This window comes from Autumnicola patrickiae (assembly GCF_031846525.1).
In the GTDB taxonomy this organism is placed as follows: Bacteria; Bacteroidota; Bacteroidia; order Flavobacteriales; family Flavobacteriaceae; genus Autumnicola; species Autumnicola patrickiae.
Map to the genome: position 1 here is coordinate 15,839 of NZ_JAVRHM010000015.1, position 19,372 is coordinate 35,210.

General features: G+C 37.7%; 19 protein-coding genes. 10 read left to right on the plus strand and 9 right to left on the minus strand.

Annotated features, from left to right (window positions below; genetic code table 11):
• Positions 1-55: 55 nt before the first annotated feature.
• The 3 genes from RM549_RS12985 to RM549_RS12995 all read left to right on the plus strand — a co-directional run bounded on the left by RM549_RS12985 (position 56) and on the right by RM549_RS12995 (position 4,495).
• Complete coding sequence (locus tag RM549_RS12985) at positions 56-2,887, plus strand: TonB-dependent receptor (protein WP_311685511.1); 2,832 nt, start codon at positions 56-58, stop codon at positions 2,885-2,887.
• Between the two features lie 219 nt (positions 2,888-3,106).
• Entirely contained in the window at positions 3,107-3,445 is a 339-nt protein-coding gene (locus tag RM549_RS12990; protein WP_311685513.1) for a T9SS type A sorting domain-containing protein, read from the plus strand.
• Between the two features lie 72 nt (positions 3,446-3,517).
• Complete coding sequence (locus RM549_RS12995) at positions 3,518-4,495, plus strand: LuxE/PaaK family acyltransferase (RefSeq protein WP_311685515.1); 978 nt, start codon at positions 3,518-3,520, stop codon at positions 4,493-4,495.
• A gap of 260 nt (positions 4,496-4,755) precedes the next feature.
• Here the strand turns inward: RM549_RS12995 and tyrS are convergent, their stop codons facing one another.
• The gene (gene tyrS, locus RM549_RS13000; RefSeq protein ID WP_311685517.1) at positions 4,756-6,051 is read right to left on the minus strand and encodes a tyrosine--tRNA ligase; all 1,296 of its coding nucleotides are present in this window, start codon (positions 6,049-6,051) and stop codon (positions 4,756-4,758) included.
• 79 nt (positions 6,052-6,130) lie between these two features.
• Between tyrS and RM549_RS13005 the strand changes: the two genes are divergently transcribed.
• On the plus strand, positions 6,131-7,141 hold the full coding sequence (locus RM549_RS13005; protein WP_311685519.1) for an NAD-dependent epimerase/dehydratase family protein: 1,011 nt from the start codon (positions 6,131-6,133) through the stop codon (positions 7,139-7,141).
• A 7-nt stretch (positions 7,142-7,148) separates the two neighbouring features.
• On the opposite strand, the gene RM549_RS13010 is transcribed toward RM549_RS13005, so the two are convergent.
• From RM549_RS13010 to RM549_RS13020, 3 genes are read right to left on the minus strand one after another with little or no spacing between them, the layout of a single operon-like run.
• On the minus strand, positions 7,149-7,664 hold the full coding sequence (locus tag RM549_RS13010; RefSeq protein ID WP_311685521.1) for a DUF4296 domain-containing protein: 516 nt from the start codon (positions 7,662-7,664) through the stop codon (positions 7,149-7,151).
• A 1-nt stretch (position 7,665) separates the two neighbouring features.
• On the minus strand, positions 7,666-9,009 hold the full coding sequence (locus RM549_RS13015) for a dihydroorotase (RefSeq protein ID WP_311685523.1): 1,344 nt from the start codon (positions 9,007-9,009) through the stop codon (positions 7,666-7,668).
• Positions 9,009-9,740: a polyprenol monophosphomannose synthase gene (locus RM549_RS13020; protein ID WP_311685525.1), complete on the minus strand. Its 732-nt coding sequence runs from the start codon at positions 9,738-9,740 to the stop codon at positions 9,009-9,011. Before RM549_RS13020 ends, RM549_RS13015 begins: the two co-directional genes overlap by 1 nt.
• 104 nt (positions 9,741-9,844) lie before the next feature.
• Here RM549_RS13020 and RM549_RS13025 point away from each other — a divergent pair, with 104 nt between their 5' ends.
• Positions 9,845-10,513, plus strand: coding sequence for a DUF4271 domain-containing protein (locus RM549_RS13025; protein ID WP_311685527.1), 669 nt, complete (start codon positions 9,845-9,847; stop codon positions 10,511-10,513).
• Between the two features lie 15 nt (positions 10,514-10,528).
• Positions 10,529-11,275 carry a uroporphyrinogen-III synthase gene (locus RM549_RS13030; RefSeq protein WP_311685528.1) on the plus strand — a complete coding sequence of 249 codons (747 nt, stop codon included), beginning with the start codon at positions 10,529-10,531 and terminating at the stop codon, positions 11,273-11,275.
• A gap of 154 nt (positions 11,276-11,429) precedes the next feature.
• Here the strand turns inward: RM549_RS13030 and RM549_RS13035 are convergent, their stop codons facing one another.
• A complete protein-coding gene (locus RM549_RS13035; RefSeq protein ID WP_311685530.1) occupies positions 11,430-11,831 on the minus strand; it encodes a DUF423 domain-containing protein in 402 nt (133 codons plus the stop codon).
• Positions 11,832-12,106: 275 nt separating this feature from the next.
• Here RM549_RS13035 and RM549_RS13040 point away from each other — a divergent pair, with 275 nt between their 5' ends.
• The gene (locus tag RM549_RS13040) at positions 12,107-12,577 is read left to right on the plus strand and encodes an Lrp/AsnC ligand binding domain-containing protein (RefSeq protein WP_311498613.1); all 471 of its coding nucleotides are present in this window, start codon (positions 12,107-12,109) and stop codon (positions 12,575-12,577) included.
• A gap of 48 nt (positions 12,578-12,625) precedes the next feature.
• Here the strand turns inward: RM549_RS13040 and RM549_RS13045 are convergent, their stop codons facing one another.
• Positions 12,626-12,832, minus strand: a complete 207-nt coding sequence (locus RM549_RS13045; RefSeq protein WP_311685531.1) for a hypothetical protein — start codon at positions 12,830-12,832, stop codon at positions 12,626-12,628.
• 201 nt (positions 12,833-13,033) lie between these two features.
• Here RM549_RS13045 and RM549_RS13050 point away from each other — a divergent pair, with 201 nt between their 5' ends.
• Positions 13,034-13,555: a ferritin gene (locus RM549_RS13050; RefSeq protein WP_311685532.1), complete on the plus strand. Its 522-nt coding sequence runs from the start codon at positions 13,034-13,036 to the stop codon at positions 13,553-13,555.
• 362 nt (positions 13,556-13,917) lie between these two features.
• Here RM549_RS13050 and rpmA read toward each other — a convergent pair whose 3' ends face one another.
• The 3 genes from rpmA to RM549_RS13065 form a co-directional block, all read right to left on the minus strand.
• Positions 13,918-14,178, minus strand: coding sequence for a 50S ribosomal protein L27 (gene rpmA / locus RM549_RS13055; RefSeq protein ID WP_311685533.1), 261 nt, complete (start codon positions 14,176-14,178; stop codon positions 13,918-13,920).
• Positions 14,179-14,207: 29 nt separating this feature from the next.
• The gene (gene rplU, locus RM549_RS13060) at positions 14,208-14,705 is read right to left on the minus strand and encodes a 50S ribosomal protein L21 (RefSeq protein ID WP_311685535.1); all 498 of its coding nucleotides are present in this window, start codon (positions 14,703-14,705) and stop codon (positions 14,208-14,210) included.
• Between the two features lie 107 nt (positions 14,706-14,812).
• Positions 14,813-15,277: a DUF4199 domain-containing protein gene (locus tag RM549_RS13065; protein WP_311685537.1), complete on the minus strand. Its 465-nt coding sequence runs from the start codon at positions 15,275-15,277 to the stop codon at positions 14,813-14,815.
• A gap of 180 nt (positions 15,278-15,457) precedes the next feature.
• Between RM549_RS13065 and RM549_RS13070 the strand changes: the two genes are divergently transcribed.
• Together RM549_RS13070 and RM549_RS13075 are read left to right on the plus strand one after the other, a co-directional pair.
• A complete protein-coding gene (locus tag RM549_RS13070; RefSeq protein ID WP_311685539.1) occupies positions 15,458-16,783 on the plus strand; it encodes a M16 family metallopeptidase in 1,326 nt (441 codons plus the stop codon).
• An 18-nt stretch (positions 16,784-16,801) separates the two neighbouring features.
• Positions 16,802-18,862, plus strand: coding sequence for a M16 family metallopeptidase (locus RM549_RS13075; RefSeq protein WP_311685541.1), 2,061 nt, complete (start codon positions 16,802-16,804; stop codon positions 18,860-18,862).
• Positions 18,863-19,372 lie beyond the last annotated feature (510 nt).

Sequence of the window (19,372 nt, forward strand, 5' to 3'; positions counted from 1 at the left end):
CTCCTTTCACGGAGCGGGCAATTTGATATTAAGATTTTAATCGATAATTGACATTATGAAAACCCAACTTTCATTAGTTTTATTTTTTATTTTATTTATAAACCTGGCACAGGCACAGACCGGAAAAATATCAGGAACAATCTTTGATGTTGAAGTGAATGATGTTATGCCTTTTGCCAACGTTGCTATAAAAGGTACAAATACCGGTACCACATCAGATTTTGAAGGAGATTATAGTCTTAATGCAGAGCCTGGCATTTACACACTTGTCTATTCTTTTATGGGTTATGAAACCCTGGAAGTTACAGAGGTTGAAGTAAAAGAAAATGAAGTTACCACGGTAAATGTGGAAATGAAATCATCTGCCGGCGCGCTGGATGAGGTTTTAATTACTACTACAACCGCCAGGGATACTGAAGCTTCAGTTCTAAATATTCAGAAAAATGCAGTAAACCTTACTGACGGGTTATCCTCTCAAACTTTTGCCAAAATTGGTGCAGGGGAAGTGTCTTCCGCAGTACGAACAATCCCAGGAGTATCTGTACAGGGTGGCAAATATGTTTATGTTAGAGGTCTGGGAGACAGATATACCAAAACCATCCTAAATGGCATGGATGTCCCGGGACTTGATCCCGACAGGAATACCCTGCAAATGGATATTTTCCCTACAAATATTCTCGACAACATTTTAGTTGTAAAATCCCTTACCGCAGATATGCCTGCCGATTTTACCGGAGGAATGGTAAACATAATTACCAAAGATTTTCCGTCCAGCCAGGAATACAGCTTGTCTGTAGGTGCGACTTATAACCCGGATATGCATTTTAATCCAGATTTCCTTCAATATGAAGGTGGCGATACAGATTTTCTTGGTTTTGACGATGGTACAAGGGATCGTCCTGTTAACAGGCAACAGGTTTTTCCAAGGCCTTTTGATAATGACATTGCCCTTACCAGAATAACCGAAAGGTTTAATCCTACTTTAGGAGGAACCAGAAAGAGCAACTTAATGAATTTTAGCGCAGGTTTTACTGCCGGAAACCAGTATGACGTAGGAAGCAATAACAATAAGTTGGGCTATTTCGCATCTCTATCTTATAAAAATACTTCAGAATACTTTGAAGATTTTCAGAATAACTCTTACCTAAAACCAAGAGAGACCAGTGAATTGGAACTTAGACCAAGCCGGACTCTTACAGGAGATGTAGGCAGAGAAAATGCGCTAATTAGTGCACTGGCAGGACTGGCTTTTAAAACAGACCGATCAAAATATCAACTGAATCTTTTACACATACAAAATGGCGAATCTTCTGCAGGAAATTTTTATGAGCAGGTTTTTATTTCAGATGCTATAGAAGTTTTTCGGGATAACCTGGAGTATACGCAACGTTCTATAACGAATGCATTGCTTACTGGAAAGCACACAAATGAAGATGCAAGCTGGACTACAGAATGGAAATTATCACCAAGTCTTTCCCGCGTTTATGATAAAGATGTCCGAATTACAGCATTTGAATATAATCCCAGCAATGATACTTACAGCATTCGCCCCAGTTCTTCTGAAAGTCCTACCAGGATCTGGAGAGATCTCGAAGAGACCAACCTTGCAGGAAAAGTGGATTTTACTTATAAACATGAATTACTGGGAGAAAGCGCAAACCTTAAATTTGGAGGAGCCTACACTTATAAACAGCGGGATTTTAGTATAGATCAATACCAAATCCTTATACAGGGATCTATAAGTCAGAATTTTGGAGGTGATCCAAACCAGGTTCTGGCACCGGCTAATATCTGGACTCCGGAGAATAGTGCCGGCTCCTATATAAATGGCTTTTATGAACCAGCAAATACTTTTGATGCCTATACTTCTAACGCGGCAGCTTATGTTTCAGAAGAATTTAATGTTTTAGAAAATTTGAAAGCTATATTAGGTTTAAGATTCGAGAAATTCGATCTTTTCTATTCAGGACAAAACAACCTGGGTGATGTAGTGTTGGATGAAGAACAAATTTTGGACAAAGCAGACTTTTTCCCTTCCGCCAATCTTATTTATAGCCTTAACACGGAAAGTAATATTAGGTTGTCTTACGCAAAATCCACAGCAAGGCCTTCTTTTAAAGAAGCTTCCATTGCCCAGATTTATGATCCTCTCACCAATAGAACCTTTATTGGAAACATAGACATACAACCTACCTATGTGGATAACATGGATTTAAGGTATGAATTATACGGCCAGGATGCCCAGCTTTTTGCCGTAAGCGCATTTTACAAAAAGTTTACAGATCCAATAGAACTCTCTGTTTACAGTGACTTTTCTGCAGACAATATCCAGCCACGTAATGTAAATGACGCTACCGTAATTGGAGCAGAAATTGAACTAAGAAAGAACTTTGGTTTTATTGCTGAAGATTTAAGAAAATTGAGTGTAAATTTAAATGTGTCGGTAATAGATTCTGAAGTAGAAATGGACAGAAGCCCAAGTGGCGAATACGAATCAAGACAAAGGAATTTACGGCCAGGCGAAGATTTTGACGGAACAAGAGAATTACAGGGCCAATCCCCATTCCTTATTAATGCCGGTTTGGATTATTCAGATCCCGAAACAGGGTGGCAGGCTGGCTTATTTTATAACAGTCAGGGAAAAACCCTGGAGTTGGTAGGTCTAGGAACTGTTCCAGATGTTTATACTATGCCCTTTCATAGCCTTAACTTTAACCTAAATAAATCTTTTGGCGAAAATCAAAATTCAACTATTTCTTTTAAAATTACCAATATTCTTCAGGATGATATAGAAAGTAGATTTCAGTCCTATGGAGCAGAAGATCAAATCTTTTCTTTGAGAAAACCAGGAATGCCAATTGCTTTAAGCTACAGCTATAAGTTTTAAAAGTGTAATTATTACACCTATTTAAGTTACAAGCACCTATTATATGAAAAGAAGATATTTCTATTTGAATTAGCCTGATGATATAATAATCTGATTTTCAAAGATAAGGCCGCCCAAAAGCGGCCTTTTTCCTGTTAAATTAATTAACCTAATTAGGGTATTTTTATGGCAGGGTTTTTGAAAATTAATTTGTAAATTTGTAATAATCAGCCAGAACGAATGAAGCAAAAATACTTTTTAAGTTTCATATTTATATGTTTTTTGTCTTTTGCCACTCCCGTAGCGGCTCAGGACACTACAAGCACGGGCAATAGAACCGAAATTCCTATTTCAGGATTATCGATCTATCCTAATCCGGTGACTGGCGGTAAAGTCTATATTAGTACAACCAGAAATTTGGAAAAGAAGATTGAAATTTACAATGTTCTTGGAAAACCGGTTCAAAAGACAAAAATAAGAGGAAAAGAACTCGATGTTTCTTCATTAAATCCCGGGATTTATATCCTTAAAATTGAAGAACAACAAAACAAAGCCACAAGAAAGCTTGTAATTAAATAATACGGGAAAACTTCACATTACAGCAAGCTTCTATTTATAGAGGCTTTTTTATTTTCAGACGATTCCATACTTATGTTAAAGGACCAGATTTTTAAGATTTCTTCTGAAGCTGAATTTCAGAAAATTGCACTCGAGGTGTTTAGTTTTCAGTACACTCAAAATAAAGTATACCATCAATTTTGCCAATTATTGGGCAAAGACACCAGCTCGGTTAGTAGTATTAAAGACATTCCTTTTCTTCCTATCGAATTTTTTAAGTCCCACAGCATACTTTCTTCTGAACAAGCACCGGAAATAACCTTTACAAGTAGCGGAACAACCGGAAGCACCACTAGCAAACATCATGTGACCGATTTAAAGCTCTATGAGGCTAGTTTTACCGAAGGATTTAAGCATTTTTACGGCAATCCTGAAGACCTGGTGATATTTGCCCTTTTACCGTCTTATCTTGAACGGCAGGGTTCTTCTCTTATTTACATGGCAGAAAACCTGATTTCCAGAAGCAAACATCCGGAAAGCGGCTTCTACCTCAACGAACTTCGGGAATTAGCGGAAAAACTTACAGCACTCGACCGCGCAGGGAAGAAAATCCTGCTTATTGGAGTCTCATTTGCCCTTTTGGATCTGGTGGAAAATTTTAACTTCAACTTAAAGAACACGATTATTATGGAAACCGGCGGAATGAAAGGCCGACGCAAAGAAATGATAAGAAAAGAGCTGCATCAGATCCTCTCTAAAGGTTTTGGCGTTGATAATATCCATAGTGAATACGGAATGACGGAATTGCTTTCGCAGGCATACTCAAAAGGATCTGGCGTTTTTGAATGCCCGCCATGGATGAAGATTTTAATACGTGATCCAGAAGATGCGCTGGAAATTCTTCCGGAAAACAAAAACGGCGGAATAAATGTAATCGATCTGGCCAACCTGAATTCCTGTTCTTTCCTTGCCACGCAGGATTTGGGAAAAAACCTTTCGGGAAACACCACAGAAATCCTTGGGAGATTTGATAATAGTGATATCCGGGGTTGTAATCTTATGATTTTATAACCTGATTAGTAGCAGAATGAAAAAAATGAAAAAAAATTTATTTACGTAATCCTTACCAATACTGGGCTAAAAGAAGAACTGGAAAATAATTTTGATTTTTAGTCAATCTGATGTAATGTAGAGAAGATTTTCCGACCTAATAAGTGTAAGAAAGTGAAATTATTTCCTCTCTTACAGGTTAGTTGGTTTTTCATAATAAATTGGTTGGTTAGTTAGTTGCAATCCCTCTGTACACCCTACGTGACAGAGGGATTTGCATTTTATACCACCCTTATTATAAATGTATTCTTTTTACCCTTATTCAAAATTACATATTTATTATTGAGAAGATCTGAAGTTGTAATTACATAATCTTCCTTGACCTTTTCCTTGTTTACAGAAACCGAATTTTCCTTTAAAGCCCTTCTTGCTTCCCCATTAGAATTAAGAAAATTTGTTTTTGCAGCAAGGGCCGCTATCATATCCAATCCTTCCTCAATTTCTGCTCTCGAAACTTCAGCTTGTGGTACTCCTTCAAAAACGTCCAGGAAAGTAGCTTCATTTAATCCTTTTAAATCTTCAGCAGTACTTTTTCCGAAGAGCACTTCCGAAGCTTTTACAGCATTGTTATAATCTTCTTCAGAATGCACCATTGTCGTCACTTCTCTGGCTAAAACCTTTTGAAGCTCCCTTTGATGAGGTGCATCAGTATGCTTTTTCACCAAATCATCAATTTCTTCTTTACTTAAAAAAGTGAAAATCTTTATATATCTCTCTGCATCGGCATCGCTGGTATTTAACCAATATTGGTAAAATTTGTAAGGTGATGTACGCTGTGGATCCAGCCATACATTTCCCCCTTCCGTTTTGCCAAATTTCGTCCCGTCTGCTTTGGTTATTAAAGGACAGGTTAAAGCATAGCCTTTTCCATTTCCAATCCTTCGGATAAGTTCGGTTCCTGTGGTAATATTTCCCCATTGATCGCTTCCTCCCATCTGCAAAGTACACTGGTGCGTTCTAAACAGGTGGAGAAAATCGTACCCCTGAACCATTTGATAGGTGAATTCTGTAAAAGACATTCCTTCCGCAGCATCAGAAGACAATCGCTTTTTCACCGAATCCTTCGCCATCATGTAGTTTACCGTAATATGTTTACCCACATCACGAATAAAAGCAAGGAATGAAAAATCCTTCATCCAGTCGTAATTATTGACCAAAACTGCAGTATTTGCAGCATCACCTTTAAACTCCAAAAACTTCGATAATTGTGCTTTTAGAGCTTCCTGGTTATGCCTCAGGGTTTCCTCGTCCAATAGATTACGCTCTGCAGATTTCCCCGAAGGATCTCCAATCATCCCGGTGGCACCTCCAACAAGTGCATAGGGTTTATGGCCGCAGAGTTGAAAATGCCTCAACATCATCACCCCAACCAAATGGCCAATATGCAGTGAATCTGCCGTAGGATCTATCCCCACATAAGCAGAACGCATTTCTTCTATTAAATGTTCTTCGGTTCCCGGCATGGCGTCATGTAACATTCCCCGCCACGTAAGTTCTTCTACAAAATTTTTATTCATGGTCTCTAAATCTTCTAAAACAGCCGTAAAGATACCATAAACTGCTATTTTTCCTAAGCGCTTTCCCTATATTTACCACATGATTCTAGTAACCGGAGGTACAGGACTTGTAGGTTCACATTTGCTGTTCGATCTCGCGAGATCGGGAGAGAAAGTTCGTGCGATCCATAGAGAGAGCAGCAACCTTGATACGGTGGAGAAAGTTTTCTCCTACTACGCTCCTGCTGCGGAAGCAAAAAAACTTTTTAACACTATAGAATGGGTTAAGGCAGACATTCTGAACATTCCCGCCTTAAAATTGGCATTTTTGGGGATTGACTTTGTCTATCACTGTGCGGCCCTGGTTTCTTTTGATTCTGGTGATGTCAACAAATTGCGGCAAATAAATATTACGGGCACAGCAAATGTCGTAAATCTTTGTATTTCAAATTCGGTTAAGAAACTTTGTCATGTAAGTAGTACAGCCAGCCTGGGGAAACCTTTGGTTGGAAATACCGTTACAGAGAAAACTGCATGGAATCCTGAAGAAAATCATCGCGATTACGCAATTTCCAAATATGGAGCTGAAATTGAGGTTTGGCGGGGAACACAGGAAGGCGTAGATGCTGTAATTGTAAATCCGGGAATTATTATTGGTCCCGGCTTCTGGGACGCGGGATCTGGTCCAATATTTAAGAAACTGGATAACGGACTTAATTATCATTTTCCGAAGGTAACGGGATTTGTGAATGTAAAGGACGTTGTTAAAGCCATGCAGCAATTAATGGCTTCGGAAATTAAGAACGAACAGTATATTCTGGTTTCCGAAAATAGAAGTTTCAAGTATGTACTGGAAGAAGCTGCAGCAAGCATCAACAAACCTGCACCGAGAAAAAAATTAAAGAAATGGATGATCTTTCTGGCGTGGATATTTCAGAGCATTGGAAGTATTTTTGGCTACAAAAAGCAAGTTAGCAGTGATTCTACAAAAACTCTCTATGATGAGTGGCATTTCAGCAATGAAAAAATAATGAATGACCTTAATTTTCGATTCCAGCCGATAGCTGAAAGCATTAGGAACACCGGAAAAATCTACAAAAAAGAGAATTAATTTTTAATTACCTGTTTTCGCCGGACGTTACCAAACTATCCCTGGATAGAAAATTTCTACGCCGTATATCTCTAACACCCCTTAAGAAATCCTGTTCTCTTATTGAACCGGTTGAAACAGAATCAGGTTCTACAATAGAATCCAGTTCTGAAATAGAATCCTGCATACGCTCTTCTTCTTTCTGGATGGAATCCCGCACCTCTTTTATGCCCTGCAACCTATCTCTCACTCGTTCAAAAATGCCTTCGTAAGTTGACAAATTCTCGGTATAATAAGCGTTGCTGCGCTCCAGTTGCAGGCTATCAATATTGTGCTTTTCGTAAATGTACTGGTAAGGTTTTATGCCGGCATCTTCAAGAATCCTCTTATTTACATTTCTAGCCGATTGTAAAATAGCAAGTTCTGTGAGTACATCTACCATTTTCTCTTCCGCTATTAAATCATCAGGCTTCTCTGTCTGCTCGATATTCCGGCAGCCAGAAGAAACAATGATAACAAGAAAAAGAAGCAGAAAATTTTTCATCTTATCTGTCAAACGTTAACCGCTCTGCAACTTTGGCAAAAGGCTGATGTTTAAAATTTTTATAAACCAGGTGGCCATTAACAAAAGTATGTGTGACCCGTGATTTAAAAGTTGTTCCTTCAAATGGGGACCACCCGCACTTATAAACAGTGTTATCCGGCTGTACCGCCCAAGGCGCATTTAGATCCACCAACACAAGATCTGCTTTATATCCTTCTCTTATATACCCCCTGTCTTTTATCTGAAACAGAATTGCCGGATTGTGGCACATTTTTTCCACTATTTTCTCAAGACTTATTTTTTCCTGGTGATGAAGCTGAAGCAAAGCCGGTAATGCATGTTGTACCAAAGGGCCTCCACTTGGAGCTTTGGTGTAAACATTTTTCTTCTCCTCACGGGTATGAGGAGCATGATCTGTTGCAATAACATCTATATGATCATCTTTTACTGCCTGTAAAAGCGCCTGCTGATCTTTTTCTGTTTTTACCGCAGGATTCCACTTTATAAAAGTTCCTTTTTTAGCATAATCTGAATCATTAAACCAAAGATGGTGGATACAAACTTCTGCTGTTATTTTTTTATCCTTTAGTGGTTTTTTATTGCTGAACAAGCTAATCTCTTTAGCTGTGGAAACGTGGAAGACGTGTAATCTCGCTCCTGTCTTCTTTGCCAGTGCCACAGCCCTGGAAGAAGATTTATAACAAGCTTCGGTACTTCTTATTTTTGGATGCATTTCTATAGGAATATCATCCCCATAACGTTCCACACACTCCTCAAGGTTTTTCCGAATAGTCTCTTCATCTTCGCAATGTGCTGCGATTAACAAAGGGGACTTCAAAAATATCTGCTCAAGTACTTTTTCATCGTCTACTAACATATTTCCGGTAGAAGATCCCAGGAACAATTTTAAGGCTGCCGTAGTTTTTGGATCAATTTTTACAATTTCGTCCAGGTTGTTATTAGTACCACCAAACATAAAAGAATAGTTAGCGTATGAGGATTCTTTTGCCAACCGGAATTTTTCTTCCAGTAACTCTATAGTTGTAGTTTGTGGCAAGGTATTAGGCATTTCAAAATACGAAGTAATCCCTCCTGCTACGGCGGCACGGGACCCCGTTTCAATTGATTCTTTGTGCGTAAGACCCGGCTCCCTAAAATGAACCTGATCATCTATTAGACCCGGCAAAAGGTGATTCCCTTCTGCATCATAAATAATAACATCGGGCGATTTAGCACTTATACTTTCAGCAATTTCAACAATAATTCCATCTTCTATAAAAACATCACCTTCTTTGATTTTCCCCTCGTTGACAATTCTGGCGTTTTTTATTAAAACCTTTTTCATTACACTTCAACCTTATTAAAAAGACTTTTCATCTTCAAATTTATTACCCCAAAAACGGCTTCAGAAATTATTGAGCCACTCATTTTAGATGTGCCTTTAGTCCTATCTGTAAATATTACCGGCACTTCCACAATTTTATAATTTAACAGGTAAGCTTTAAATTTCATTTCGATCTGAAAAGCATAACCCACAAAATGTATTTTATCCAGATTTATCCTTTCCAGCACTTCCCTTTTGTAACAAACAAAACCAGCTGTGGTATCCTGAATATCCATTCCTGTTATAAACTGCACATATTTTGATGCCAGCCAGGACATAAGCACCCGGCTCATTGGCCAATTAATCACATTCACCCCGGTGATGTACCTGGAACCTATAGCAACATCGGCATTATCTCTTTTACAGGTATTGTACAGCCTTATAAGATCATTGGGATTATGGGAAAAATCGGCATCCATTTCAAAAATATAACTATAATGCCGTTCCAACGCCCATTTAAATCCTAAAATATAAGCAGTACCAAGCCCTAGTTTTCCCTCTCTTTCCTGCAAAAATAGTGAATCCTGAAATTCTGCTTGTAAGGTGCGGACTCTTGTAGCTGTACCATCGGGAGAATTATCATCTACCACCAAAATATGAAATTTACGTTGCTGCGAGAACACATTCCTAATTATGCGCTCAATATTCTCAATTTCATTGTAGGTGGGTATAATAATTAGCCCTTTTACCATCCCGTAAAATTTTGCACAAATGTAGGCATTTTATACAATCGTTTCTTTGGATTTACGGTCAAGTTTTTATTTCATTAATCATACATTTGTAAAAAATTTACTCCTTGCAGGCAATAGAAAGACAGGTTGATACTACAGATTGGATGACACTAATCCTATTAACCTGTATTGTTATGCTGGCCGCAATTAAAATTATATATCCGCAGCGTTTTCAGGAGTTTATGTCCCTGCTGACCTCAAGCAAATTTATGATGTTTAAAGGAAAGGAGAATCAGGCTTTTCATCCTTTTAACATTTTGATGTTCTTCGTAAATATCGCCGCTGTTTCCCTTTTCCTTTTAATTCTATTAAATTTTTTCTTTCCTACTCCAGAAGACGACTCCTCTATAATTATTTATATACGTATTGCGACTGCGTATGGAAGCTTTGTTCTTCTTAAGATGGGAATAGAAAAAATTATTGCAAATGTATTTGAGCTTGATGAAAAAATCGATTATTACCTCTTTAGAAAGCTGGGGTATCGTAACTTTATCTCTCTTTTTGTTCTTTTGGCAGCCATTTTACTTACCTACTCTTTTACTCCCACGCGTCCAATACTCTACAGTATCCTTGGTTTTCTTATCGTGAGCAATGTGATAAGTCTTATTGTAATTTATAGACAAAATCAAAGTATTATTTCAATAAACTTGTTTTATTTTATTTTGTACCTTTGCGCTCTCGAAATTGCCCCTTATATTATTTTATACAAGCTGTTTATAAATAATTGGGAATAAATAAAGTAAAGATATATGAAAGTGAAAACAATTTTGATTTCTCAGCCAGAACCAAAAGTCGAGAATTCTCCTTATTTTGAGCTGGAAGAAAAGCAACGAGTAAAAATTGATTTCATTCCTTTTATTCATGTTGAGGGGGTATCTTCTAAAGAAGTAAGACAACAAAAAGTTGATCTAACCGAATATACCGCAATAATACTTACCAGTAGAAATGCTGTTGACCATTACTTCAGAATTGCTGAAGAAATGCGATATAAAGTCCCGGACACCCTTAAATATTTTTGCTTAAGTGAAGCAGTCGCTTACTACCTCCAGAAATATGTAGTTTACAGAAAGCGTAAAATCTATGTAGGAAAGAGAACTTTTGCAGAATTATCCCCATTAATCAAAAAGTATAAAAATGAGAAGTTCCTGCTTCCTTCTTCGGATATGTTGAAGCCGGATGTTCCAAAAACTTTAAATAAACTGGGGGTTACCTGGAAAAAAGCCACTTTTTATAAAACCGTGGTAAGCGATCTTTCACATTTAAGAGATGTCACTTATGATATCCTTGTATTCTTTAGTCCAAGCGGAATCAAATCTTTATTTGAAAATTTCCCCGATTTTAGTCAAAATGAAACCCGAATAGCAGCATTTGGAAATACAACCATTAAAGCCGCAAAGGAGCATGGATTAAAGGTGAATATTAAAGCACCTACCGCAGAAACACCTTCAATGACTATGGCTTTAGATAAATATATTGCTCAAACTAACAAGAAATAATTACCTCTGAAGGAAATAATTAAATCCGGTACTTCTTCTGAATTACCGGATTTTATGTTTTTAAACCTTACTACTACTACTAATTATTCATTTAAGCTGGATTAGAGAGGAAGCAAAAATGGCAATTTTCGATCTTCCGCTATAAAATATTCTTTTACTGCCTTAAATCCTCTTTTTTTAATTTAAGAACACTCACCAGCATTAAAATCCAGCCAAGAATTAAAAGGCTGCCACCAAACGGTGTGACTAATGCTATACTTTTAAAATCAATCTCCGTCAGGTTATTAGTTGCGAGTAAATAAATTGAGCCGGAGAAGAAAATAATTCCAAAAATAAAGAGATAAAAAATAACATCCCGCAATTTAGGTGTCAGCAAAATTTTCGCACCTAACAGAAGCAAAAGAAGCGCATGATACATCTGATATTTTACAGCGGTTTCAAAAGATTTCATCGAAGCTTCTGTTAATATCGGCTGTAAACCATGAGTAGCAAAAGCTCCTGTTATTACTCCAATTAAACCAAAACATGCCCCTGCGATTAAAAATTTTTTATCCATGATATAGAATTCGTAAGTTTTTTCCCTCATCAAACGATGATATTAATCGATCAATTTATACGCGATCGACGAGGCAAGCAAATTTAGCTCAATTTCTGCGGACAATCGATATATAAATAAGGTAGAACAATCCTTGAATACGCGAGTATTACCGATGAAGCTGAAAGAGAAATTCAAAACAGCTTCATAAGTTATACATTCGTACAAGAAAATGAAGTTTAGCTAACACCTTAATTGAAATTTCTTATTTTAGATAATTAATCAAAAAATCCAAGATGAAAATTGTTGATCAGGATGTTGTTATAGATGGTATAGACAAAACCATCCTTAACGCCTTAATGGAAGATGCAAAAAAACCTATTCTGGAAATTGCCCGCGGCATAGGAATAACTGGTGCTGCTGTCCACCAGAGGTTACGGAAACTTGAAAAGTCGGGGTTAATAGAAGGTTCAAAACTCATGATTGATCCGCGGATCCTCGGTTACAAAACTATGGCTTTTGTAGGGGTTTACCTGGACAAAGCAGTGAGTAACCCTAAAGCTGTTAATCAGCTGCGGGAGATAACAGAAGTAATAGAATGCCATTACACTACCGGGAACTGGTCAATTTTCCTCAAAATTCTTTGTAAAGACAACGAACATTTAATGCAGGTGCTTAACAAAAACATCCAGGGGATTGAAGGCGTATCAAGAACGGAAACATTCATTTCCCTTAATCAGCAAATAAACCGACAGATTAAGATTTAATATTTGTATTTATTCTAAATAAGAATTAGCTTTGGCTCCACAATGAAGCTACTGTACACTTCCCGTCATTTTTCCTCGTACCAGTGCGACAAAAGCCGGTGCTTTTACGTGGACTTTAACCACAAAATTGTAAAATTTAGCTTTTGCCAGCTTCTTGCGTTCAGGCAGCAAGTAAAAAAGATTAATCCAGAAAATCATTTTAACGGAGAAAATAGAAGCGGTATCGAAATCCTCGTGCTTTGTAACCGCGAGCATATATTTATTCTCGACACATTAGATGCTATCGATCTTCAGGAATTGGTTAACGGAACCTTTGGAATGCTAGAACTAAATTCCCTGCTAAGCGCGCCGGTTTAAGCCACCTTTCTTCCCAGATTTAGACTGCTTCTAAATTCAGCTTCTTTTTAGTAGGTTAGCTTCTTTTTGTGTAATTTTAAACAAAGAGAAAAAGAGACTATGAAAGATCTGGTAAGACAAAAATTGAGCATTCATGTAGAGATCATGGATCTTCTAAATAAACAAATAGAAAAAGAAGCACATTCATCTTCTGCATATCTGGCTATGGCGTCCTGGTGCGACCAAAATGCTTTAACTAACAGCGCAAAATTTTTCTACGAACAATCTTCCGAAGAGCGTGAGCACATGCTTAAGATTTTCAAATTTATAAATGATAATGGAGGTACTGCGTATTCTCCGGAAATTCAGGGAATAGATCACGACTATAATTCTTTGCAGGAAGTTTTTGAAATTGCCCTGGATCAGGAAATTACTATTACTAAGTCCATCCACAACATTGTTTATAAATGCCGTAAAGTGCAGGATCTTAATACTGAAAATTTTCTACAGTGGTTTGTCTCCGAACAAGCTGAAGAAGAGCAAACAATGAGAAGGGCTCTCGATCTGTTTGATCTCATGGGCACCGAAGGTTTAGCGTTAAAGTTTGTAGATGAAAGAATTCCGCAGATTCGCGAAATCTAAAAATGATTAACCTCAGAAATATCAACAGAAAGTAGATATATTCAGAAAGGCTTATTAGAAGTTACTGAGGGATCAAGGAAGCCGGTATCAGCAAAAATCTGCATTGTCCCCTCCCCTGTTGTTTCCTAAAGCTCTACTTCCACACCTTTATTTCCCGATGCGGCTATGCCAGCTAAAGAATTGATAGTTTCACCCAAAGGAGTTATACGGTACACCTCCTATATCGGCAGATTTTAATAATAACGATTTCTCCGCCGTCAGCGGTACTGTAAATTGTATGGTAAGTTTTCGGTTTTCAAAAAAAGATATAAAAAAAGCCTTCAGTTTGACTGAAGGCTTTTTTTATTCAAAAAGAAATCTAATTATGCTTCAAACGGTTCAATAGAAACGTAAGATTTATTGTCTCTCCTTTTTGTGAATTTCACAAGGCCATCTACTCTGGCATGTAAAGTATGATCCTTTCCTGCATACACATTCTCACCTGGATTGTGCGCAGTACCTCTTTGTCTTACAATGATATTTCCGGCTACGGCAGCTTGTCCTCCAAAGATCTTCACGCCTAAACGTTTTGATTCTGATTCTCTACCGTTCTTGGAACTACCAACTCCTTTTTTGTGAGCCATCTTATATAAGTTTTAGTATATTATTAAAATTAGCTTAATGCAGCCACCAACTCTGCTTTCTTCATTGAAGAGTATCCTTCAACACCTTTGTCTTTAGCCATTTCTCTCAATTCAACAACTGTATAGTTGTTTAAATCTTCAGTTTGATTGCCAGACTTAGCTTTAGCCTCTTCTTTCTTTTCAGTTTTTTCCGAAGAAGAAGATTTTTTCTGACCGTTTATGGTAATATCCTCAATTTGAATTTCTGTTAAAGATTGACGGTGTCCATTCTTTACACGGTAACCCTTACGTCTTTTCTTCTTGAAAACAATAACCTTGTCCCCTTTTAAGTGACGGGTAATTTTTGCTCCAACGAGAGCATCTTCTATAGCCGGGGCGCCTAAAGTAATAAATTCACCATCACCGATAAGAAGAACTTTATCAAAAGAAACACTGTCTCCTTCTTCTCCTGGCAAACGGTTTACAAATACTTTCTGGTCTTTTGCAATTTTAAATTGCTGCCCTGCTATCTCTACAATTGCGTACATAGCGTATTTTGTTAATTATTTAAAGATAATTGTGCTTATTTAAAGCGGGTGCAAATATACTCCTAAATAATTAATTGACAAAGTCTTTCTCAATTTTACATCTTAATTTACAGTGTATGTTCTTTACCTTCTTCTGTATTCCTGGAAACCTTATTCAATTGCACCCAGGCAAAAGTAAGAACCAGAGTACTGGCAAAACCGGCTAATGCGACCCCTACCAATAAAAAACCTACAGTAGAAGACCAATCGGTCACCCACACTGGCATAGACTCCACCATAAAATCCTGGTCAATCTCTGTAGCATAAACCAGAAAAAAGACTGTAAATATAGCGGTAGCAAGAAATCCGGCAGTTATACCCACCTTGAATCCTTGCTGAAATTTAAACTTGGCGCCCGCTTCCTTTTTATATCCTGTAATAGCAAAATAAAGTCCTGCCCCGAGAATTACCATATTAAAAATACTAAAAGCCGGATATTGATGAAGTCCAAAAATGGACAAAATCAAAAAATATATAATTAAAGCGGCTGCAATACCGAGCCCGTATTTTACTGGAGTACTTATCTTATTCATGATTATTTAATTTTACCTAAGTAAATTTGAGAAAAAACTTGCATTTTTTGCCTTAATAGCGTGTTAATTTTCCTTCCGAGGCCAATAAAATAGGGCGTTTTCAATAAAACTCTTTTTGCTGTAACAAATTAAGCTTTTCAATTACTTATATTTAGACATTAATAAAAAAACCACTTAAAAATGATCCACAAGATTAAAACCACCGCCATCGCCCTCTTTTTGGGGGTCTGTGCAATTGGACAGGAGGTAGAGTATACCGAATATGACCTGGACAATGGATTACATGTAATTTTACATCAAGACAATACAGCTCCGGTCGTTACGGTTGGAGTGATGTACCACGTAGGTGCTAAAGACGAAGAAGCAGGTCGTTCTGGCTTTGCTCATTTCTTTGAGCATCTTTTATTTGAAGGTACCGAGAACATTGAACGCGGGAAATGGTTTGACATTGTCGCTGCTAATGGCGGTAGTAATAATGCCAATACTACACAGGATCGAACTTATTATTATGAAACATTCCCTTCTAATAACCTGGAGCTTGGCCTATGGATGGAATCTGAAAGAATGCTTCACCCGGTTATAAATGAGATTGGTGTGGAAACTCAAAATGAAGTAGTAAAAGAGGAAAAACGCTCCCGTATAGATAACGCACCTTACGGTAAGATTATCTACTCTACCGGAATCAACAAATACGTTTTTGATAAGCATCCTTACAAAAATTCTGTAATTGGCACCATGGAAGATCTTGATGCAGCCGAACTTGAGGAATTCAGGGCCTTCTTTGATAAATATTACGGACCAAACAACGCAACTTTAGTTGTTGCCGGAGATATTGAAATCGAAGAAACTAAAGAAATGATTGAAAATTATTTCGCGGAAATTCCAAAAGGAAATGAAGTAGAACGGGTTTCAATTGAAGAAGAACCTATTGCTGAAACGATTACGGCTACAGAATACGATAGCAACATTCAAATCCCTGCAAAACTTTTTGTCTACCGTACACCTTCTATGGTAGAAAAAGATGCTTACGTTTTAGATATGATTTCTTCTATTCTTACAGATGGCAGAAGCTCCAGGATGTACAAAAAAATGGTTGACGAAGAAAAAACGGCACTTCAGGTACTGGCTTTCCCCAGGTCTCAGGAAGATTATGGCACGTATGTAATGGGTGCTCTTGCTTTAGGAGAAACTCCGTTAGGCACGCTTGCCTCTTCTATGGATGAAGAAATTGAAAAACTTCAAAACGAGTTAATTTCAGAAAAGGAGTATGAAAAACTTCAGAATAAATTTGAAAATCGTTTTGTAAATTCAAATAGCAGCATTCAGGGAATCGCATCTTCACTTGCCACTTATAATGTTCTTTACGGCGACACCGACCTCATCAATAAGGAAATTGATATCTATAGGGATATCACGAGAGAAGACATTAAAAGGGTCGCTAATGAATATCTAAATGAGAACCAACGTTTAGAATTGGATTACCTTCCGGAAAGTGAAAAGGAATAACTTTAAAAAAATTATAGAATGAAATTTAATATTCTCACATTATTTATAGCCTGCTTTTTGACCACAGCGACAATTGCGCAGGTAGACCGTTCTAAACAACCTGAACCAGGACCGGCACCAAAAATCAACCTTGGACAGCCAGATGAATTTACATTAGACAATGGTTTAAAGGTGCTAGTGGTAGAGAACCACAAGTTGCCAAGGGTTTCTGCTTCCCTAATCATTGATAACAAACCTCACGCCGAAGAAAAACCAGCCACCTCTACCCTTGTTTCTTCTTTATTAGGAACAGGAACAGAGAATATGTCTAAAGATGAATTTAATGAAGAAATAGACTTTTTAGGTGCTGATATCAGTTTTGGATCAGAAAGTGTTTACGCACGCTCCCTTTCAAAATTTTTCCCACGGGTAATGGAGTTAATGGCGGAAGGAGCTTTACAACCAAAGTTCACACAGGAAGAATTTGAAGCTGAAAAAAACAAACAAATTGAAAGCTTAAAATCTGTTAACAAGGATGTTGGTTCCATTGCCAGCCGCGTAAGCGCAGCTTTAGCTTATGGAGCTAATCACCCTTACGGGGAATTTGCCACCGTAGAAAATACTGAAAAAGTTTCTTTAGAAGATGTGGAAAGTTTTTATGACAGCTACTTTAAACCTGCCAATGCTTACCTTGTGGTTGTTGGTGATATTGAAACCGCTGAAGTAAAAGAACTTGCCGAGAAGCACTTTGGAAGCTGGGAAGCCGGCGCCCCAAATGAGCAGGATTTACCTCAGGTTACCAACGCGAATGAAACACAGATCAACCTGGTGGATATGCCAAACGCAGTACAGAGTGAGCTGAGACTTCAAAACACTATTGACCTTAAAATGTCTGATGAAGATTACTTTCCGGTTTTGGTTGCAAACCAAATTCTTGGTGGTAGTTTTGGCAGTTACCTTAACATGAACCTCAGGGAGGACAAAGGCTATACCTATGGAGCAAGAACAAGCACCGGAGCCGATAAGTATGCTTCAAGATTTGTTGCCCAGGCCAGTGTAAGAAATGCAGTAACCGATAGCGCAATTGTAGAATCTTTAAAAGAGATTAGAAGGATTAAAACCGAACCTGTAGATGCCGAAATGCTGGAAAACGCGAAGAGTAAATTTGCAGGTGATTTTGTACTGGATCTTGAGCAACCATCTACTATTGCAAATTACGCTCTCGATATAAAAACTAATGATCTTTCTGAAGACTTCTACGAAACTTTTCTTCAAAACATCAATGCTGTTACTGCAGAAGATATACAACGTGTGGCCAATAAATACTATCAAACCGATAATATGAGAATTGTAGTTGCCGGTAAAGCTTCAGAAATTGGTGAAAACCTCGAAAAAATTGACTTTGAAGGAAAAACAATCCCGGTTAAGTATTACAATAAACTTGGTGAAGAAGTCGAAAAACCTCAGGCTAAAGAAGTTGATGCTTCAGTAACTGTAGAAAAGGTTTACGCAGATTATATTGAAGCCATTGGTGGTCGTGATGCTGTAGAAGAAGTTGAAAGTGTAGTTATGAAAGCTGAAGCTTCTGTGCAGGGAATGACTTTAAACCTGGTTCTAAAAAGAACTATGGATGGTAAATTGAATCAGGAAGTATCTGTTGGTGGAAATGTAATGAGCAAGCAGGTATTTGATGGTACAGCAGGATTTGTTGTGGCACAGGGACAAAAAATTCCTTACAGCGAAGAGCAGATCACAGCTGCTAAAGTAGACGCCAACCCCTTTCCTGAACTGGAAGCAGGAGACGCAACTTTAGAAGGAATTGAGACTGTTGAAGGCGTTGATGCTTATGTTGTGGCTTTAACTGACAATAATAAAGCCTACTACAGCGTAGACAGTGGATTAAAAATACAAACTGTGCAGACAGTTTCCCAGGCGGGACAAACAATGACCATCCCAACAGGATACAGCGATTATCAGGAAGTGGAAGGAGTGAAATTTCCTTTTAAGATGACCCAGGCCGCAGGCCCGCAGACATTTGAATTTGATGTAATTGAAATCCTTATTAATGAAGGAATTAGCGAAACTGATTTCCAGGAATAGAATTTTATTAATGTTAAAAGAGCCGGTTTTCTCAGGGAAACCGGCTCTTTTGTTTTAACGATCATCCTTTTCACCCCTGTTTTAGATACTTTTGGTTTGATTTAAAATGAATGCAGCAATAAGAATAATAAACGCAGAGAAAAAGCATCCAGAAATAAAAAAGCTCCCCATCCATGGCCCCAGCCCAGTGTTAAAATTGCCCAATATCGACAATTAGCCACTTCACTGAAGGTAATACTTAAGAAGCCGGAGAAGTAAAAAATTTCCAGAGCCGGAAAAAGAAGCACGAAAACCTGCAGCTATTCCTTAAGCTGAAATACCATACATATACATCTTCAGAATATTTATACTTATAGCATAAAATCCTGCAGCAATTGTAAAAAGACCTATGAGACCCTTCTTAATTAGAATAAAGGAAAATATCCTAAACCAAAGAAAGCAAATAAGACAGATCAATTTAAAATTTACAGGCATATCGATTTTTTAAAGGTGATAAAACGATATTCCTAT

What these genes read in the sequence shown, in the direction of transcription:
- RM549_RS12985 (WP_311685511.1), top strand. Translation starts at nt 56, where the DNA reads ATGAAAACCCAACTTTCATTAGTTTTATTTTTTATTTTATTTATAAAC.
- RM549_RS12990 (WP_311685513.1), top strand. Translation starts at nt 3,107, where the DNA reads ATGAAGCAAAAATACTTTTTAAGTTTCATATTTATATGTTTTTTGTCT.
- RM549_RS12995 (WP_311685515.1), top strand. Translation starts at nt 3,518, where the DNA reads ATGTTAAAGGACCAGATTTTTAAGATTTCTTCTGAAGCTGAATTTCAG.
- tyrS (WP_311685517.1), bottom strand. Translation starts at nt 6,051, where the DNA reads ATGAATAAAAATTTTGTAGAAGAACTTACGTGGCGGGGAATGTTACAT.
- RM549_RS13005 (WP_311685519.1), top strand. Translation starts at nt 6,131, where the DNA reads ATGATTCTAGTAACCGGAGGTACAGGACTTGTAGGTTCACATTTGCTG.
- RM549_RS13010 (WP_311685521.1), bottom strand. Translation starts at nt 7,664, where the DNA reads ATGAAAAATTTTCTGCTTCTTTTTCTTGTTATCATTGTTTCTTCTGGC.
- RM549_RS13015 (WP_311685523.1), bottom strand. Translation starts at nt 9,009, where the DNA reads ATGAAAAAGGTTTTAATAAAAAACGCCAGAATTGTCAACGAGGGGAAA.
- RM549_RS13020 (WP_311685525.1), bottom strand. Translation starts at nt 9,740, where the DNA reads ATGGTAAAAGGGCTAATTATTATACCCACCTACAATGAAATTGAGAAT.
- RM549_RS13030 (WP_311685528.1), top strand. Translation starts at nt 10,529, where the DNA reads ATGAAAGTGAAAACAATTTTGATTTCTCAGCCAGAACCAAAAGTCGAG.
- RM549_RS13035 (WP_311685530.1), bottom strand. Translation starts at nt 11,831, where the DNA reads ATGGATAAAAAATTTTTAATCGCAGGGGCATGTTTTGGTTTAATTGGA.
- RM549_RS13040 (WP_311498613.1), top strand. Translation starts at nt 12,107, where the DNA reads ATGAAAATTGTTGATCAGGATGTTGTTATAGATGGTATAGACAAAACC.
- RM549_RS13045 (WP_311685531.1), bottom strand. Translation starts at nt 12,832, where the DNA reads ATGCTCGCGGTTACAAAGCACGAGGATTTCGATACCGCTTCTATTTTC.
- RM549_RS13050 (WP_311685532.1), top strand. Translation starts at nt 13,034, where the DNA reads ATGAAAGATCTGGTAAGACAAAAATTGAGCATTCATGTAGAGATCATG.
- rpmA (WP_311685533.1), bottom strand. Translation starts at nt 14,178, where the DNA reads ATGGCTCACAAAAAAGGAGTTGGTAGTTCCAAGAACGGTAGAGAATCA.
- rplU (WP_311685535.1), bottom strand. Translation starts at nt 14,705, where the DNA reads ATGTACGCAATTGTAGAGATAGCAGGGCAGCAATTTAAAATTGCAAAA.
- RM549_RS13065 (WP_311685537.1), bottom strand. Translation starts at nt 15,277, where the DNA reads ATGAATAAGATAAGTACTCCAGTAAAATACGGGCTCGGTATTGCAGCC.
- RM549_RS13070 (WP_311685539.1), top strand. Translation starts at nt 15,458, where the DNA reads ATGATCCACAAGATTAAAACCACCGCCATCGCCCTCTTTTTGGGGGTC.
- RM549_RS13075 (WP_311685541.1), top strand. Translation starts at nt 16,802, where the DNA reads ATGAAATTTAATATTCTCACATTATTTATAGCCTGCTTTTTGACCACA.